The sequence below is a fragment of the Saccharothrix luteola genome, assembly GCF_020859565.1.
GTDB lineage: Bacteria > Actinomycetota > Actinomycetes > Mycobacteriales > Pseudonocardiaceae > Actinosynnema > Actinosynnema luteola.
On sequence record NZ_JAJHUO010000014.1, the window covers coordinates 80,546 to 97,449 of the forward strand.

Genomic DNA, 16,904 nt, shown 5'->3' on the forward strand with positions numbered 1-16,904 from the left:
CGTGCGGGCAAACGGGTTCACCGCTCCGGACGCGCCACCAGCGACCACAGGTAGCTCAACGGCTCCCCGTCCACCTCGTCACGCTCGACGAACTCGGTGATCAGCGCGGCCAACCGGGCGTTGAGCTCCGCCTGGGACGCCGCGCCGAGGCGCAGCACACCCCTCGCGCTGTCCCGGTTGGCGTCCGGCCCGGCCTCCAGCACCTCGGCCCGGTGCGCGGCGAGCATCGCCAGGTCCACCCGCTGGACCAGGCCCTCGCCCTCGACGTCGACCAGCCCCAGCCGCCACGTCCGACCGGTCGACCGGTACGGCCGTTCCAACGCGCCGCGCGCGCCGCTGCGCACCGGTTCGGCGGCCAGGAAGTCCCGCTTCACCAACGCCCGCACGTGCCGCAGCACGGTCGCCGGCGCGACGCCGAGCCGGTCCGACAGCTCCTTGTTCGTCAACGCCCGGTCCCAGCACAACCGCAGGATGCGCCAGCGCAACGGGTGCGCGAGCACCTTCAGCTCCTCGACCGTCGCGTCGCGGGCGGGGTGATCAGGCGGGGCCGGCACGCCGCAGAGGCTAACCCACCCGTCCTTGCCGCGCCCGCCAGTGGTTTGGTTCACTGATATCGATTGCACTTTGTGAAATCACTAGGAGTGTGGGCGTGGACGGACTGGCGCGGCGGGTCGGCGAGTGGGTGCGCGAACGGGACGGCGAGCTGCTGGCCGAACTGGCCGAGTGGGTCGCCCGACCGAGCGTCAGCCGCACGGGCGAAGGCATGGCGGACGCGGCCGTGCACGGCGCGGAACTGCTGCGCCGCAACGGCTTCCAGCCCGAGATCAGCCAGACCGACGGCTGGCCCGCCCTGCTGGGCACCGCGCCCGGCCCGCCCGGCGCGCCCCACGTGCTGGTCTACGGCCACTACGACGTGCAGCCACCCGGGCCGCCGCACGAGTGGGTCACCCCGCCGTTCACTCCCGACTTCCGCGACGGCCGGATCTACGGCCGCGGGACCGGCGACAACAAGGGCCAGCACCTGGCCCAACTGCTCGGCCTGCGGGCGTTGCGCGAGCTGACCGGCGGCCTGCCGTGCCGGGTGACCGTGCTGCTCGACGGCGAGGAGGAGATCGGCAGCCCTCACCTGGCGTCGGTGCTGCGGCAGGTCGACCGGCCGGACCTGGTGGTGTGGAGCGACGGCCCGGTGCACGAGTCCGGCCGCGCGGCGGTGGTGCTCGGCGTGCGTGGCATCGTCACGTTCGAGCTGCGGGCCTCGGGCGCGTCCGGCGTGCTGCACTCCGGCAACTGGGGCGGTGTCGCGCCGAACCCCGCGTGGCGGCTGGTGCACGCCCTGGGGACCATGCGCTCGCCCGACGGCCGGATCCTGGTCGAGGGCGTCACCGATGACGTCGTCCCGCTGAGCCCCGGCGAACGCGACGCGCTGGACCGGCTGCCGGTCGACGTGCCCGCCACCCTCGCGGGCATCGGCGTCACCGCGATGGAACCGCCCGCCGACCTCGGCTTCAGCCACCGCCTGGCCGCGCCCACGTTCACGATCAACTCGCTGAGCTGCGAGGACACCCCGGAGCACCGCACCGTCATCCCGAACCGGGCGGTGGCGCGGTGCGACATGCGGCTCGTCGGCGGGCAACGTGCGGACGCCGTGTTCGCCGCCCTCAGGGCACACCTCGCCGTGCACGCGCCGGACGTGGAACTGGTCGAGGGCGCCGCGATGCAACCCTCCCGGACACTGCCGGAGACCCGGTGGACGAACGCGGTCCTGGCCGGCGCGGAGGCCGGGTTGGGCGAACCGCCGCTGCTCGTGCCCGCGCTCGGCGGCAGCCTCCCGATCGCCGCGTTCGCCGACGCGTGGGACGTGCCCTGCTACGGCGTGCCGCTGGCCAACGTGGACGAGGCCAACCACGCGCCCAACGAGAACCTGGACCTGCACTGGTTCCGGCGGGGGATCGTCGCCGCCGCCACCGTGCAGCACGCGATCGCGGAGGTGGGACGGTGACCTGGACCGACTTCGAGTGGCTGACCGGCGCGGAGCCGAGCCCGGACGGCAAGTCCGTGGTGTACGTGAGCGACGCCTCCGGCCGCCCGCAACCCTGGGTGTCACCGCTGAGCGGCGGCACCCCGCGTCACGTGGAGGTGGCCGGGTCGGTCCGCCGGTGCGCGTGGCGGCCGGACGGCGCGCGGCTGCTGGTGCTGACCGACCCGGACGGCGGCGAGGACCACCGGCTGGCCGAGGTCGACCCCGCGACGGGCGAGGTGGAGTGGCTGGTCGCCGAGGAGGGCGTGCGGTGCGAGATCGGCACGCCGTACGGCAGCACCGGGCAGCCGTACAGCCCGGACGGGTCGCTGCTCGCCTACGCGAGCAACGCGCGTGACCGCGAGGTGTTCGACGTGCTCGTGCGCGACCTGCGCACCGGCGACGAGCGGATCGTGCTGCTCGGCGACGACCGCTACCTGCCGATGGGCTTCTCCCCCGACGCCCGGCTGCTGCTCGTGCTGCGGCTGCACCAGAACACCGAGCAGGACCTGTTCGCGTGCGACCTGGCCACCGACGAGGTCCGGCTGCTCACCCCGCACGACGGTCCGGCGAAGTACCACCCGGTCGCGTGGCTGCCCGACTCGTCCGGCGTCTACCTGTGCACGACCCAGGGCCGTGACTTCCTCGGCCTCGCCACGCTGTCCCTGGACGGTGGCCTGACCTGGCTCGACACCCCCGAGTCCGATGTGGAGGGCGCCGCTGTCTCCCCGGACGGCACGCGGCTGGCGTGGGGCCTCAACGAGCACGGCTACTCCCGGCTGCGGTGGGCGGAGGTCGGCGGCCCACCCGCCGACGTCACCGGGCTCCCGCGCGGTGTCGCGGTCGCCGAGTTCGGCTTCGACGGCTTCGCGCCGCGGTTCACCGCGTCCGGCGACCTGCTCGTGCAGCTCGGCCGGCCGGACGGCGCGACCGACCTGTTCCTGGTCGACCTCGACCGGGACGACGAGGCCAGGCAGCTGACCGACTGCGGCGCCCGGTTGCCGGACGCGATCGTGCCCCCGACGCTCGTCCACGCGACCGGCGCGGACGGCGAAGCCGTGCCGTGCCTGCTCTACCGGCCGCCGTCGGCGAGCGCGGAGCACCGGGCGCCGGTGGTCGTGACCGTCCACGGTGGACCGGAGTTCCAGGCGAAACCGGCGTTCGACCCGCTCGTGCAGGCGCTGCTGGCCCGCGGGATCGGCGTGCTCGCCCCCAACATCCGCGGCTCGTCCGGCTACGGGATGCGCTACCAGCGGCTGATCTACCGCGACTGGGGCGGCGGCGACCTCGCCGACCTGGAGGCGTCGGTGCGGCTGCTCGACGACGTGCCGTGGGTCGACCCGACGCGGCTGGGCGTGCACGGCGCGTCGTACGGCGGGTTCGCCGCCCTGTCCTGCCTGACCAGGCTGCCGCACCTGTGGCGGGCCGGGGTGAGCGAGTGCGGCTCGTCGGACCTGCTCAACGACATCCGGTCGTTCCCGCCGACCTGGCGCAAGCGCGCGGTGGACTGGATCGGCGATCCCGACGACCCGGCCGACGTGGCCGTCCTCACCGAGCGCAGCCCGCTCGAACACGCCGACCGGCTCACCGCGCCCGTGCTGATCATGCACGGCGAGAACGACACCAGGGTCGACCCGGCGGAGTCCGAGCGGATGTACCGCAGGCTGCGTGAGCTGGGCAAACCAGCGCGGCTCGTGCTGCACCCCGGAGTCGGGCACGAGTGGGACCGGGCCGGGCTCGCCGACACCATCGAGCTGATCGTCTCCTGGTTCGCCGACCACCTCCGCCAAGGACCCCACAGGAACTTCACAGACGAAGCACAGGAACCACGCTCATCGTGGACGGCATGACCCCCATCCACGACCGCGGCCTCGCCTTCGACCTGGCCACGTTGACCCGCAGGCGGGCCCTCACGCTGTTCGGCGGCGTGGGGCTCGCCTCACTCACCGCGCGCGCCACCGACAGCACCATCACCCCAACGTCGGCCTCCGCGTCGGCTGAATGCGGCGACGTGATCCCGCAGGAAACCGCCGGCCCGTACCCCGGCGACGGTTCCAACGCCCCGAACGTGGTCACCATCTCCGGCATCGTGCGCAGCGACATCCGCACCAGCTTCGGCACGGGCTCGCGCACCGCCGAGGACGTGCCGCTGCGCATCGAGCTGACCGTGCTCGACAGCGGGTCGGACTGCCGGCCATACGCGGGCGCCGCTGTGTACCTTCTACGGCACCGCCGGGTACGTGCAGAGCGTGCCCAACCTGGCGCGCACCTCCCTGACCGACGACACCGTGTTCCGCGACGGTCACGACGAGCAACCGGCCGCCGTGACCGGCGACGCCACCTCCGGCTGCACGGCCTCGCTCACCGTCCGGGTGTGAGGTCGTCCGGGATCAGGACAGCGTCAGCAGCAGGTGCAGGCCGACCAGCAGGCCGCACGTGACGGTGTGGACGAGCGGGTTCTGGGCCAGCAGCGCGGCGAACTCCCGCAGGAACGCGCTGGGCAGGAAGTACCACGCCGTGGGCGCGCCGATGATCTGCATGCGCAGCCGCAGCCTGCGGGCCAGCACGGCGGCGCGGAAGACGTGGAAGTTGTTGGTCACCGCGACCGCCCGGCCGGTCCACGAACGTTCGGCGAGCAGCCGCGCGCTGTACCGCAGGTTCTGCTCGGTCGTCGTCGCCCGGTCCTCCAGCACGATCAGCTCGTCCGGCACGCCGCGGCGCAGCAGGTAGTCGCGCATCGCCGCCGCCTCGGACACCGCCTCGTCCGGCCCCTGCCCGCCCGAGACGACGAGCAGCGGCGTGCGGCCCGCGTCCACCTCGCGGTGGTACAGGCGCAGGCCGCGGTCCAGCCGTGCGGCCAGCAGCGGCGGCACGCGGTCACCGATCAGGCCCGCGCCGAGCACGATCACCGCGTCGAAGCCCGTGCGGCGGCCGATGCTGCCGTACACGACCGAGTACAGCAGCAGGCTGACGAACAGGAACGCGACGTAGGCCGCGACGATCAACAACGACCCGATCACCGCGTCGACCACCGGTCCGGTGTGCGCCGTGGCGAAGCCGAACGCCGCCACCAAGCCGAAGATCGCGAGTCCCGCGAGCAGCGAGAGCAGGTTCGCCAGGCCGAAACCCTCGCGGCGCAGCATCAGCACGCCGTTGGCGACCAACGCGGACGGCAACACGAACCCCAGCCCCAGCAGCACGGCCACGAACACGTACCCGACGACCACGGCCGACCACCCGCCGTTCGCCGAGGCCCGGAACACCAGCCAGAGCAGCAGGAACACCAGCGTCACACCGAGCCACACGGCATTGCCGAGCCGCCGCCGGTCCCGGATCACGCCGATCACGAAGAACAGGGCGGGCACGAGCGCCGCGATCCCGAAGATCATGCGAGCCAATGTAGACGGCCGGCGGTCACCCGAAGTCGTCGTCCCCGAGCGCGCCGGCCGGATCTCTTCGCGGAACACGTCGATCCGCCGCGGCGCTGACACCCGGGACCACGACGCGCCGTGCGGTCAGGCGGACGTCCCCGGTCCGGGGTGGCCGGCCGTCGCGTGCAAGCCGGTCAGGGTCGCGGCGGCGGTGAAACCGAGGATCGGGTCCGGCCGGCCGGACAGCAGGCTCGCGTACAGCGGCCGGTAGTGCGCGATCTTGCGCGGCGTCCGGCCGTCACCGCCGTGCTCGGCCAGCAACTCGCCTCCCCGGAACGCGAACGCGGTCATCGCCGTGTGGTCCAGCCACACCTCCACGTCACCGCAGGTGAACGCGGTGGACTTGCTGCTCGCGCCGGTGCGCCAGCTGGTGTGCAACCGGGCCGTCCCCACCGCGCCACGGGACCGGAACGAGGCCACGGCCCAACAGCTCGTGCGCTCGTCCCGGAGCGACGTCACCGCCATGATCTGCACCAACCGGCCCAGCACGGTGAGCTGGTTGATGCCCGAGTCCGTCCACGCCGAGAGGTAGGAGGTGAACGCCTGCTCGCCCTTGAGCACGTACGGGTCGTTGAACGCCGAGGTGATCGCGGTGACCGGCCCCCACTCCGGGTGCGCGGCCACCAGGTCCGCCGCCCACTCCACCTCGGGCGAGAACGCGAAGTGGTGCGCGGTGAACAGCCGGTCGTGCGAGCCGGCCACGCCGCTCAGCCGGTCCACCGACGCCAGGTCCGGCACCAGGGGCTTCTCCACCAGCACTCGTGCGTCGGAGCCGGTCAGCACCGATGTGGCGAGGTCGGCGTGCGAGTCCGCGGGCGTGGCGATCACCACCAGGTGCGGTCGGTGCGCCGCCAACGCGTCGTCGAGGTCCCGGTGGTGCGCGGGGGTCACGCCCCGGAACACCGGCGGCTCGGCGTGCGGGTCGACGGTGAACACCAAGTCCACGTCGGGCCGTTCCGCCAGCACCTCCAGGTGCGTCCGCGCGATGGTGCCGACCCCCACCAACCCGACCCGCGTCCGTCCGTCGATCGGTTCCACCCCGGCAGCCTCCACACCCGGCAGTATCCGCCCCACGGACGCCGGGCCGTCAACTGCCTTCTTGATCGTGACGACCAGGACACATCGCGTGGCTCGACGGCGCCGTGAGGAGGTAGTTTCAGCGTCGTCCGCGCACCAGCCACGGGGAGCACATGCGATTCCTCTTCCGCCCACCCGCCAGCGAGGCCGGTGGACTGCTCTCGCTGCCCTGGGCCCAGCCCCTGGAGGACTGGGACGAGAAGCTGCTGCTGACCGTTCCCCAACGCGGTATCTCGCGGCACGTGGTGCGGTTCGTGGCCAGCGAGGGCCGCGTGTACGCGCTCAAGGAGATCGCCGAATCGCTGGCCCGGCACGAGTACTCGATCCTCGGCGACCTGGAGCGGGAAGGCATGCCCTCGGTGTCGGTGCTCGGGCTGTGCGTCGACCGCCCGGACGACCAGCAGGCCATCCTGGTCACCCGCTACCTCGACCACTCCATGTCCTACCGCTACCTGTTCTCCAGCCCGCGCGTCGAGCACTCGGCCGACCGGCTCGTGGACGTGCTGGTCGGACTGCTGGTCCGGCTGCACCTGTCCGGCACGTTCTGGGGCGACTGCTCGCTGTCGAACACGCTGTTCCGGCTGGACGCGGGCAACCTGGCCGCCTACCTCGTCGACGCCGAGACCGTCGAGCGCCACCCGCAGCTGTCGGCCGGCCAGCGGACCTACGACGTGGACCTCGCCCGTGAGCGCATCGGCGGCGAGCTGATGGACCTGGAGGCCGGCGGCCTGCTGCCGTCCGACATCGACCCGATCGAGGTCGCGGACAGCGTGCCCCGCCGGTACGCCGCGCTGTGGGAGGAGGTGACCCGCGAGGAGTTCTTCCAGCTCGACGAGCAGCGCTACCGGGTCGCCGAACGCCTGCGCCGGCTCAACGACCTCGGCTTCGACGTCGACGAGGTCGAGCTGGTCACCTCCGACAACGGCGCGCGGCTGCGGGTGGACATCCGGGTCGCCGAGATCGGCCAGAGCCGCCGCGAGCTGTTCAAGCTCACCGGCCTGGAGGTGCAGGAGGGCCAGGCCAGGCGCCTGCTCAACGACCTGCGCTCGTTCCGCGCCTACCTGGAGCAGCGCGACGGCGCGCCCGTGCCCGAGACGACCGCCGGCCACCTGTGGCGCAACGAGGTCTACGACCCGGTGGTCGCCGCCGTGCCGCCCGACCTGCTCGGCGTGCTGGCCCCGGCGGAACTGTTCCACGAGGTCCTGGTCCACCGCTGGTTCCTGTCCGAGAACGCGGGCCGCGACGTCGGCACCACCGCCGCGCTGCGCTCCTACCTCGCGACCGTGCTGCCGGACCGGGACAACGAGGTCGACGACGAGGACGTCGACTGACGTCTCGAGTGCGTCCGGGCCGCGGCTTGGGATCCGACTCTCCGCACGACCGGACCGCACGGGGCCGCAACCAGTCGGGATACTTCTCTGGTAGTGCCGCGGACGAATACCCTCAGGCCCTATCGGACCAGGTCCGGAAAGCCTTCGAACTCTCAGGGCAAGCCCAGGTGACGCTTCCGCCATTCTGCGGAAAACGTGTCGCCGTTTCCGGTGTTCCGCTTGCCGGAGAATTGTTCGACGATGACGAAGTACTGCTGCGCCATGGGCATTACCCGAAAAGGGGATTCGCGGGACCAGCGCGTTCGCTAGCGTGGGCAAAGGGCGCGAAACGGGGGGATGGTCCGGCATGCGTTACGACGCGTTCATGTCCTACAGCCACGCGGCGGACCAGCGGATCGCTCCGTTCCTGCGTCGAGGGCTGCACCAGTTGGCGCGGCGGTGGAACCAGGTATGGGCTCTGCGGGTCTTCCGTGACCAGGAGAGCCTCGCCGCAAACCCGGACCTGTGGGACACCATCGACAAGGCGTTGCGCGAGTCCCGGTTCTTCATTCTGCTCGCCTCGCCCGAGGCCGCGAGGTCACCATGGGTGGGGCGAGAGGTCGAGTACTGGCGTGCGGAACGCGAGCAGGGCACTTTCCTCATCGCGCTGACCGGCGGGGAGATCGTGTGGGACGGCCTCGCCGGGGACTTCGACTGGGACCGGACCACCGCGTTGCCGGAGGCGTTGCGGGGGTGGTTCTCCGCCGAGCCGCTGTGGGTCGACCTCTCCTGGGCCCGGGACGAACCGGAGTTGTCGTTGCGACACAGCCGGTTCCGGGTCGACGTCGCGACCTTGGCGGCCGCGGTGCACGGCAAGGCCAAGGAGGAGTTGGACAGCGAGGACGTGCGGCGTCACCGGGTCGCGACGTGGGTGCGCCGCGGGGTCGCCACTGCGTTGACGGTGCTGCTCGTGGCCGTGCTGGGGCTGGGTGCGCGGACGATCCTCCAGCAACAGGAGGCGATCGAGCAGGGACGACAGGCGTTGTCGCGGGCCGTGGCGGCGAAGAGCGAACTGATGGAGGACAGCGATCCGGAGCTGTCGCGGCTGCTCGCGCTGGCCGCGTGGCGGGTAGCCCGGACCCCGGAGGCCGAAGCGGCGATGCTGCAGGCAGCCGCACGTCCCGGTGTGGGGAGGGTCTTTGCCGGCGGGCCTGTCGAGGCTGTCGCGTTCAGCCCGGACGGCAAGCGCCTGGTGACCGGCGGCAACCACGTCCAGGTGTGGGACACCTCCGCGCTGCGACAGGTCGGCGGGGCCGCCAACGGCGAAAAGGGCGCCACGCAGGTCGTGCAGGTGAGTCCGGACGGCAGGACGCTGCTCACGGCGGGCCCCGGACTGTCCGCTCGGTTGTGGGACCTCGGAACCGGTGAGCTGCTGGCCGAGCCCCGCCAGGGCGACACGACCTCACCGTGGTTGAACGGCTCGATCAGTGCGGCGTTCAGCCCGGACGGTACGCGACTCGTGCTCGGTGATCCCGGCCACGAGGTGACGGTGTGGGACATCTCGAGCGAGAAGGCGGTCCACACCGTCGAAGTGCCGCAGGTCGACCCCTACGAGCGCAACTCGGTGCGGCCGTCGGTCGCCTTCCACCCCGGCGGCGGTTCGTTCGCGGCGCTCGGCTCGGACGGCGCCGTGCGGTTCTGGGACACCGCGACCGGCACCGCGCTCGGTGAACCACTGCCCGCCCACCCCGGCGACAAGGCGAGCCTGGTCGGCCCTGTGATCGTCTTCAGCCCGGACGGCACCCTTTTCGCCACAGGAGGCACGGACGGCACGATCCGGTTCTGGGACACCGCGACCCGCCAACCGATCGGCGCGTCCCTGACCGGACACACCAGACCCGACCGCATGTCCCTGGCGCAGTCGTTCGCCTTCAGCACCGACGGGCGCGTGTTCGCGGCCGGCAGCGAGGACGGCACCGTTCGCCTCTGGGACGTCCGCAGCCGCACCCTGCTCGGCGAACCGCTGAACGGTCACACCCGCGCCGTCACGTCGGTGGCGTTCAGCCCGGACGGCCGAACGCTCGCCAGCGGCGCCCGGGACGGCACGACGCGGCTGTGGGACGTGGCCGAACTCCTCCAACTCGGCCACCCGGCGATCGAGCACTCCGGCATGCTGTACGCGCTCGCGTTCAGCCCGGACGGCAAGGTACTGGTGACCGGCGGCGACAACGGTGAGACCGCAGGCGAACACGGGAGCATGGAGGCGTGCGGCCACAGCGGCTGGGGGGTGTGCTACGTCGACCGCGGGCGGATCGTCGCGATCGGCGGCGGCCAAGCGGTGCAGTTCTACTACCCGCTCGGCACGCAACTGCCACCGCCCGGGCCGCCCCGCACGCTCATGCTCTGGGACGTGGCTCAACGGCGGGCCGTGACCGACCTGCCGACCGACAACCGCACGCCGGTGCTGGCGGTGGCGTTCAGCCCCGATGGTGCGACCGTGGCCGCCGGCGGTATGGGTGATGAGCTCGCCGGCATCATGCTGTGGGACCACGCCAACCGCGTCCCGCGCGCGGAGCCGCTGGCCGCCGACCTGTCGCTGGTCCGCGCCGCGGCGTTCAGCCCGGACGGCGACACGCTCGTCACAGCAGGAGAGGGCCGGTTGGGCACGGGCAAGAGCGACGAGGACGGCAGCCGGACTCAGGTCACGTTCTGGGACGCCGAGGACCACACAAAGCTCGGCGCCGTCGACACCGGGGGCACCACGTACGCGGTGGCGTTCAGCCCCGACGGGTCGCTCCTCGCCACGGGCAACCGCCAGGGCGAGGTCCGGCTCTGGGACACCGGTACGAGAAGCCCGGTCGGTGACGTGCTCGAGGGCCACACCGGCCCGGTCGGCGCCCTGACGTTCAGCCCGGACGGCACGACCCTGGCCAGCGCCGGCGACGACGGCGCGATCCGGCTGTGGGACGTCGCCGAGCGGCGGGCGGCCGGTGATCCGTTGGTGGGGCACTCCGGAGCGGTGTACTCCCTCGCGTTCCACCCGGACGGCCGGACCCTGGCCAGCGGCGGCGGGGACAACTCGGTCCGGCTGTGGAACGTGGCGGCGCGCAAGCAGGTCAACGGACCGCACGTCCGCCACCGACAGCCCGTCCGCGCGGTCGCGTTCAGCCCGGACGGCGCGACCCTGGCCAGCGCCGGCGAGGACGCGGCCATCCGGTTCTGGGACGTCCGCACCGCCGAAGACGTCCCCGCAGCCCTGTGCGCCACCGCTCGACGTTCCCTCACCGTCGACGAGTGGGCGCGCCACTTGCCCGGAGTGGCGTTCCTGGAGGTGTGCCCACCGCGGTAGCCGGAGAACGACCTCGGGCGTGACCCGCCTCGACGGCCTGATGTGCCCTGGGTCCCGTGCGTCGGTTCCTGGACTGTCGTGCTGACCGACCAGTCACCGCGCGGCCGATGCCGGGCCAGGTCGTCGGCGCGGAACGCGAGCTCGGAGCACTCCGGCCACCGCCACCCGGGTCCGGAGGTCGGCACCGACCACCCGACTCGCGGTCGGCGCGTCATTCACGGCCGATGCAGACGAAGGTCCGGCGCAGCGGGTTGCGGGCGTTGATCGTGGCGACCGCTCGGGCCGGGCCCTCGCCCTGGGCGAGGGCCGCGTGGAACTCGCGCACCGCTGCGGCGCCGGTGCCGACGCCGGTGCGCGCTGCCGCGACCACGACGCTGCGCACCCCCGCCTTGATCAGGCCGCCGGCGAAGCCGAGCGTCGCGGCGCCGGTCCCCACCTGTCCGCCCTGGAGGTCGGCGCCGTCCAGCAGGACGATGTCCGGTGGTTGTTTGAGGTCGCCGATCTCGTGGGCGTAGACCAGGCGGTCGTGCAACCGCACGGCGGAGAAGGCGGTGTTCTCGGGTTGGTGCTCGCCGGACGCGGCGAGGTGGACCAGCGTCGCGTTGTCCATCGCGGAGAGCACGTCGTCTCCGCGCGCCCGTTCGCCCGCGAGCAGGTCGACTCGGCGGTGGTACCGCAGCAGTCGCGTCACGTCCGGCGCCGACTTCGGGCCCGCGACGACGACCACCCGGCCGTCCCCGCGCCGGTCGTCGTCGTGCCGTTCCACCCAGGCGGTGGCGGAGGGCGCCACCACCACCGTCCGGCCGTGGAGCGAGGGCAACGTCGACCAGGGCAGTGCGTGGAGCACGCCGGTGGGCAGGACGACGAGGTCCCGGTCGGCGATGCGGTCCGCCAGAGGTCGGAGCAGCACCTCGTCCAACCAGGCCGCCCGGCGGCGGGCCGAGGCGGCGATGACGTCGACCAGGGGTCGGGGCAGGTTGTCCGGTGCGATGGCGTCGAGGTCGGCGTGCAGTTCCCGGACGTCTTCGGCCGACCGGGCGGCGTCGCCGAGGCGCACGACGGTCGCGGTGCGGTCCACGAGGACGACGGCGAGCAGGCCGTCCCAGGCTTCGGTGAAGGCGACCAGCGCTCGTTCGCCGAGACGCGCCGCGAGGTGCCGCGGGCTCACCGGGTGGTGGGCCTGCTCCACCCAGCCGAGGAGAGCGGCTTCGCGCCGCATCCGCGCCAGTCGCCGGTGCAAGGCGTCCCATTCCGGGTCGTCGCGCGATGTCGTGCCCACGGCACGGGTCAGGAAGCGGATCTGGGTGAGCCGGTCGGCGAGCGCGGGGTGCAGTGCGGCACGCGTGGGCACTTGGCGTGCCGCGGCGGAGCGGGTCTGCTCGGTGATGTCCAAGACCTGCCACGGATCCACGGCGCTGGACACCAGTTGTGAGGTAAGGGCTGTCAAGCGGCGGTCGTGCACGTCCAGCAGGGGACGGTAGAGCACCGGCCCGGAGAACCGGTCGATCTTCCTCAGGGCCGCCCGCGCGCCGGCCAGCGCCCGCGTCGGATCGCCCAAGGCCACCAGGAGTTCGACGTGGCACAAGGTGCGGAGCACCACGATGTCGGTCGGCGCGTCCTCACCCTCGCGCTGGTGCTCGCCGAGCGCTTCGGCCGCCGCGCGCAGATCGCCTCCAGCGATCCGCAAGCGCACGACGAGCAGCCGGGCTGCGACCGCGGCGTCGTGGAATCCGCAGCGGTCCAGTTCGGCGGCAACCGAGAGCTCCTCGCTTCCCGGACCCGGCAGGGGGCCCGGAACCGCTACCGCGGCTGCCGCGGCGGCGGTCAGCCGAACCAGTGCGCTGAGGGCGGCGGGTTCGCTGCGCCCGTGGGCGACGAACACGCGTCGTGCCTGTTCGGCGAGTTGGAGGGCCCGGTCGTGATCGCTCTTGAACAGGGCCGCGATCGCGAACTGGTGGTCGGCCTCCGCGGCCTCCAGTTCAGTGAATTCAGGGCGGTGGAGGGTGAGCACGGCTTCCGCCTGCGAGGCCAGCCCGGCGGCGAGCAACGTCGCGGCGCGGTCCAGCGCTATCCCCTTGACGGTGCCGAGCAACCGCCGTCCCAGCAGGTCCGCCGCGTGTCCGAACTGGCGCAGCGCCGACGGCAGATCCCCTACGAGCCGGTACGCGATGCCGAGACTGCGCAGCATGCACCCCAAGGCGAGGTCGTATTCGCCCCTCCTCGTCCCCTCGGCCGCGATGGCGGCGAGGTTGTCGATCTCATCCTCGATCCAGCTGCCTGCCGCGTCGGGCTCGTAGGGCCGTGTAGTGGACGCCGGCGCCCAGTCGAGCGACGATCGGATCACCCCCGACCCGGCCAGGGCCTCCACGGCGAGACCGCTGAGGTGCAGGTAGTGGTCGAACAGCCGGGAGAACGCGAGGTGCGCGGCGATCGGGTCCATGTCGGCGGCCAGTCGTCGGGCGTGGTTGCGCAGCAGGTCGTGCATGCGGAAGCGCTGCTCGTGCACCTTCTCGATCAGGTGCACCCGGAGCAAGCCGTCCACCAGGTCGTCGGCTTCCTCGACGTTCACGCCGGCGAGTGCGGCCAGCGCGGTCGCGTCGAAGTCCCGTCCGGGGTGCAGGCCCAGCAATCGGAACGCGGCGGCGCAGTGCTCGTCCAACTGGCGGACGGACCAGGAGATGACCGCCGCCACGTCGCCCTCACGTCCGTCGGCCAGTTCCCCCGCCAACTGGCGCAGCGTGCTCCGAGGACGGGCAACCGCCGTCTCCGCGACCACGCGCAGGGCGAGCGGCAGGTTGGCGCACCGGTTGACGAGTTCGACGGCGTCGGCGGGCTGCTGCCGCACCCGGTCCCCGAGCGAGTCACGCAACATCGTCAGCGACTCATCGAGGGTCAGCACCCCGAGGTCGACCCTGCGAGCGCGGTAGCGGACACGCAGCTCGGGCAGGCTGTCGCGGCTGGTCACCAGGACGAAACAACTCGGGCTCGCCGGCAGCAGGGGCAGCACCTGGTCGGCGTTGCGAGCGTTGTCCAGCAGCACCAGCACCCGGCGTTCGGCCAACAACGACCGGTACAGCGCGGCCCGTTCGTCGGGATCGGCCGGAACAGCGGTGACGCCCAGCACGCGGAGGAACCCGGCGAGGGCCTCACCGGCCGACACGGGCGGCTGCGCGTCGTACCCCCGCAGGTCCACGTACAGCTGCCCATCGGGGAACCGGTCCCGCACGTCGTGGGCCCAGTGGACGGCGAGCGCCGTCTTGCCTACCCCCGCTGTTCCGGACAGGGCGGAGATGACCACCGCCCCGCTCTCGTCGTCGAGCATCCGGTCCAGGGCTTCCCGTTCAGGGACGCGCCCGACGAACCCCGCGACGGGCAGGGGCAACTGCCGGGGCGCCCGCCACGACGAACCGGGCGACTCCACCGTGACAGCGACGCCACCCCTGATGTCACGGGCCTGGACCACGGAATGCCGACCGCTGCCCGAGACCAGGTTCAGGTGCCCCGCGACCTCGTCGGTCAAGCAGCCTCCCGAAATCCGGCGCCACAGTCCGTCATCCGATGACGGTAGTGCAACAACCGGCCAGTTGCGGAGGCGCACCCGCACCGCGATGGACGTCATCGACACCGCTCCGGCAGTGGACACAAACGCAATAGAGCTCCCTTTGGAATGCCCGCACCGCCAGCCGGTACATGGTGGTGGCGGAGGGCGAACCGGCGTGATCGCAACAGAGGCTCCTCGTCCGGGCGATGACGGACCGGACGGTCGAACACCCGTGCACGATCAACGTCGAAGCACTGGACCGGCGATCAGCAGGTCCACTGGCCCGGACGGACGAGCCCGTGCTCACCACACCCGATAATGCGTCCCGCGATTCCGACGAATGACTCCTGACCATCGGCGGTGCGCTGTGACAAGGTGTCGCGACGCAACCCGTTCGGCAGGAGGAGACACCCTTGAGACCCAGACGATTAGCCCGGCGCACACTCTCCGTGGCCGGGGCGGCGGTGATGGTGGTGGCGATGACCCAGGCCGCGAACGCCCAGCCGCAGGACACCGACTACACCGTGCTCGTGGAGGCCGGTGCGTCGACGCAGGCCGCCCGTGCCGCCGTTCGCGCCGCCGGCGGACGGGTCACAGCCGAGAACACCGCGGTCGGCACGCTGACCGTGAAGGCACCGGCCACCGGGTTCGTCCAGCGCGTCGCTGCCGCCGACGCGGTGTTCGGCGCGGCGCCGGTGCGGCCGATCGGGAAGTCTCCCGAGATCGCACAGCGCCAGGCCCGCGAGTGGCACGAGGTCGAGAACGAGCACGCCGACGCGACCACCGCCAAGGCCCCGCCCCGGACCACGGCGGCAGGCCTCGACCCGCTCGACGACGCCCTGTGGGGCCTGCGACTGGTGCGCTCCGACATCGCCCGCGTCCGACAGGCCGGCGACCAGCGGGTTTACGTCGGCGTGCTGGACACCGGCGTGGACGGCACCCACCCGGACATCGCGCCGAACTTCAACCGCGCGCTGTCCCGCAACTTCACCATCGACATCCCGAACAACTCCAGCGGCGGCGTGTTGGACGGGCCGTGCGAGTTCCGCGGTTGCGTCGACCCCGCCGACCACGACGACGGCGGCCACGGCACGCACGTCGCGGGCACCATCGGCGCGGCGGCCAACGGCTTCGGCGTGTCCGGTGTCGCGCCGAACGTGTCGCTGGTCAACATCCGCGGCGGGCAGGACTCCGGCTTCTTCTTCCTCCAGCCCGTCGTGGACGCGTTGACCTACGGCGCGGACGTCGGCCTCGACGTGATCAACATGTCGTTCTTCGTCGATCCCTGGTACATGAACTGCACGGCCAACCCGGCCGACAGCCCCGAGGCGCAGATCGCCCAGCGGACCACGATCGCCGCCATCCAGCGCGCGCTGAACTACGCGCACGGCAAGGGTGTGACGCTGATCGGCGCGGCCGGCAACAACCACGAGGACCAAGGCAACCCGCGGACCGACGTGACCAGCCCGAACTACCCGCCGGGCAGCACCTACCCGCGTCCGATCGACAACAGCACGTGCCTCAACCTCCCGACGGAGGGCGACCACGTGATCTCGGTGTCGGGGCTCGGGCCGTCGACGCTCAAGGCCGACTACTCGAACTACGGCACCGAGCAGATCGCCCTGTCCGCACCGGGCGGCTACCTCCGCGACTTCTTCGGCACCGACTGGTACCGCACGAACGAGAACCTGATCCGCTCGACCTACCCGCGCAACGTGGCGCTGGCCGCGGGCAACATCGACGCCGACGGCAACATCACCCCGCAGGGCCTCGCGGCCGGTGTGGCCAAGTACTGCGACGCCACCACGTGCGGCTTCTACCGCTACGCGCAGGGCACGTCGATGGCCGCGCCGCACGCCTCGGGCGTGGCCGCGCTGGTGGTCAGCCAGTTCGGCAAGCGGGACCGGGCGCACCCCGGCACGCTGACCCTGTCGCCGGACAAGGTCGAGGCGGTGCTGTACGGCACGGCCACGCCGCGGGCGTGCCCGGAGCCGCGGACGGTGTCCTACGAGAACGTGGGCAGGCCGGCCGAGTTCACCGCGACCTGCGTGGGTGACACCGCGTTCAACGGCTTCTACGGCCACGGCATCGTGGACGCCTACGGCGCCGTGACGCGCGGCGGCGACTTCCTCTGACGTTGTCCCGACCACGGGCCCGGGACGACCGGGCCCGTGGTGTC

General features: G+C 72.2%; 11 protein-coding genes. 6 read left to right on the forward strand and 5 right to left on the reverse strand.

Annotated elements, in window-relative coordinates:
* Window positions 1–17: 17 nt before the first annotated feature.
* Entirely contained in the window at window positions 18–554 is a 537-nt protein-coding gene (locus LNK82_RS20335; RefSeq protein WP_230568609.1) for an ArsR/SmtB family transcription factor, read from the reverse strand.
* A gap of 95 nt (window positions 555–649) precedes the next feature.
* Here LNK82_RS20335 and LNK82_RS20340 point away from each other — a divergent pair, with 95 nt between their 5' ends.
* Window positions 650–1,999: a M20/M25/M40 family metallo-hydrolase gene (locus LNK82_RS20340; protein ID WP_230568610.1), complete on the forward strand. Its 1,350-nt coding sequence runs from the start codon at window positions 650–652 to the stop codon at window positions 1,997–1,999.
* Window positions 1,996–3,867: a S9 family peptidase gene (locus tag LNK82_RS20345; RefSeq protein WP_230568611.1), complete on the forward strand. Its 1,872-nt coding sequence runs from the start codon at window positions 1,996–1,998 to the stop codon at window positions 3,865–3,867. The genes LNK82_RS20340 and LNK82_RS20345 overlap by 4 nt, the downstream gene beginning before the upstream one ends.
* Here the strand turns inward: LNK82_RS20345 and LNK82_RS20350 are convergent.
* Window positions 3,824–4,174, reverse strand: coding sequence for a hypothetical protein (locus LNK82_RS20350; RefSeq protein WP_230568612.1), 351 nt, complete (start codon window positions 4,172–4,174; stop codon window positions 3,824–3,826). The two genes, LNK82_RS20345 and LNK82_RS20350, sit on opposite strands and share 44 nt — an antisense overlap.
* A gap of 83 nt (window positions 4,175–4,257) precedes the next feature.
* On the opposite strand from LNK82_RS20350, the gene LNK82_RS20355 reads away from it, so the two are divergent.
* The gene (locus tag LNK82_RS20355) at window positions 4,258–4,395 is read left to right on the forward strand and encodes a hypothetical protein (protein ID WP_230568613.1); all 138 of its coding nucleotides are present in this window, start codon (window positions 4,258–4,260) and stop codon (window positions 4,393–4,395) included.
* A gap of 12 nt (window positions 4,396–4,407) precedes the next feature.
* Here LNK82_RS20355 and LNK82_RS20360 read toward each other — a convergent pair whose 3' ends face one another.
* Complete coding sequence (locus tag LNK82_RS20360) at window positions 4,408–5,406, reverse strand: YdcF family protein (RefSeq protein WP_230568614.1); 999 nt, start codon at window positions 5,404–5,406, stop codon at window positions 4,408–4,410.
* 126 nt (window positions 5,407–5,532) lie between these two features.
* Entirely contained in the window at window positions 5,533–6,486 is a 954-nt protein-coding gene (locus tag LNK82_RS20365) for a Gfo/Idh/MocA family protein (protein ID WP_230568615.1), read from the reverse strand.
* Between the two features lie 152 nt (window positions 6,487–6,638).
* Between LNK82_RS20365 and LNK82_RS20370 the strand changes: the two genes are divergently transcribed.
* Window positions 6,639–7,856, forward strand: coding sequence for a DUF4032 domain-containing protein (locus LNK82_RS20370; RefSeq protein WP_230568616.1), 1,218 nt, complete (start codon window positions 6,639–6,641; stop codon window positions 7,854–7,856).
* Window positions 7,857–8,202: 346 nt separating this feature from the next.
* Window positions 8,203–11,184: a TIR domain-containing protein gene (locus LNK82_RS20375; protein WP_230568617.1), complete on the forward strand. Its 2,982-nt coding sequence runs from the start codon at window positions 8,203–8,205 to the stop codon at window positions 11,182–11,184.
* A gap of 211 nt (window positions 11,185–11,395) precedes the next feature.
* On the opposite strand, the gene LNK82_RS20380 is transcribed toward LNK82_RS20375, so the two are convergent.
* A complete protein-coding gene (locus LNK82_RS20380; RefSeq protein WP_230568618.1) occupies window positions 11,396–14,704 on the reverse strand; it encodes a CHAT domain-containing protein in 3,309 nt (1,102 codons plus the stop codon).
* 500 nt (window positions 14,705–15,204) lie between these two features.
* Here LNK82_RS20380 and LNK82_RS20385 point away from each other — a divergent pair, with 500 nt between their 5' ends.
* Window positions 15,205–16,860 carry a S8 family serine peptidase gene (locus LNK82_RS20385; RefSeq protein WP_230568619.1) on the forward strand — a complete coding sequence of 552 codons (1,656 nt, stop codon included), beginning with the start codon at window positions 15,205–15,207 and terminating at the stop codon, window positions 16,858–16,860.
* The last annotated feature ends 44 nt before the right edge of the window (window positions 16,861–16,904 follow it).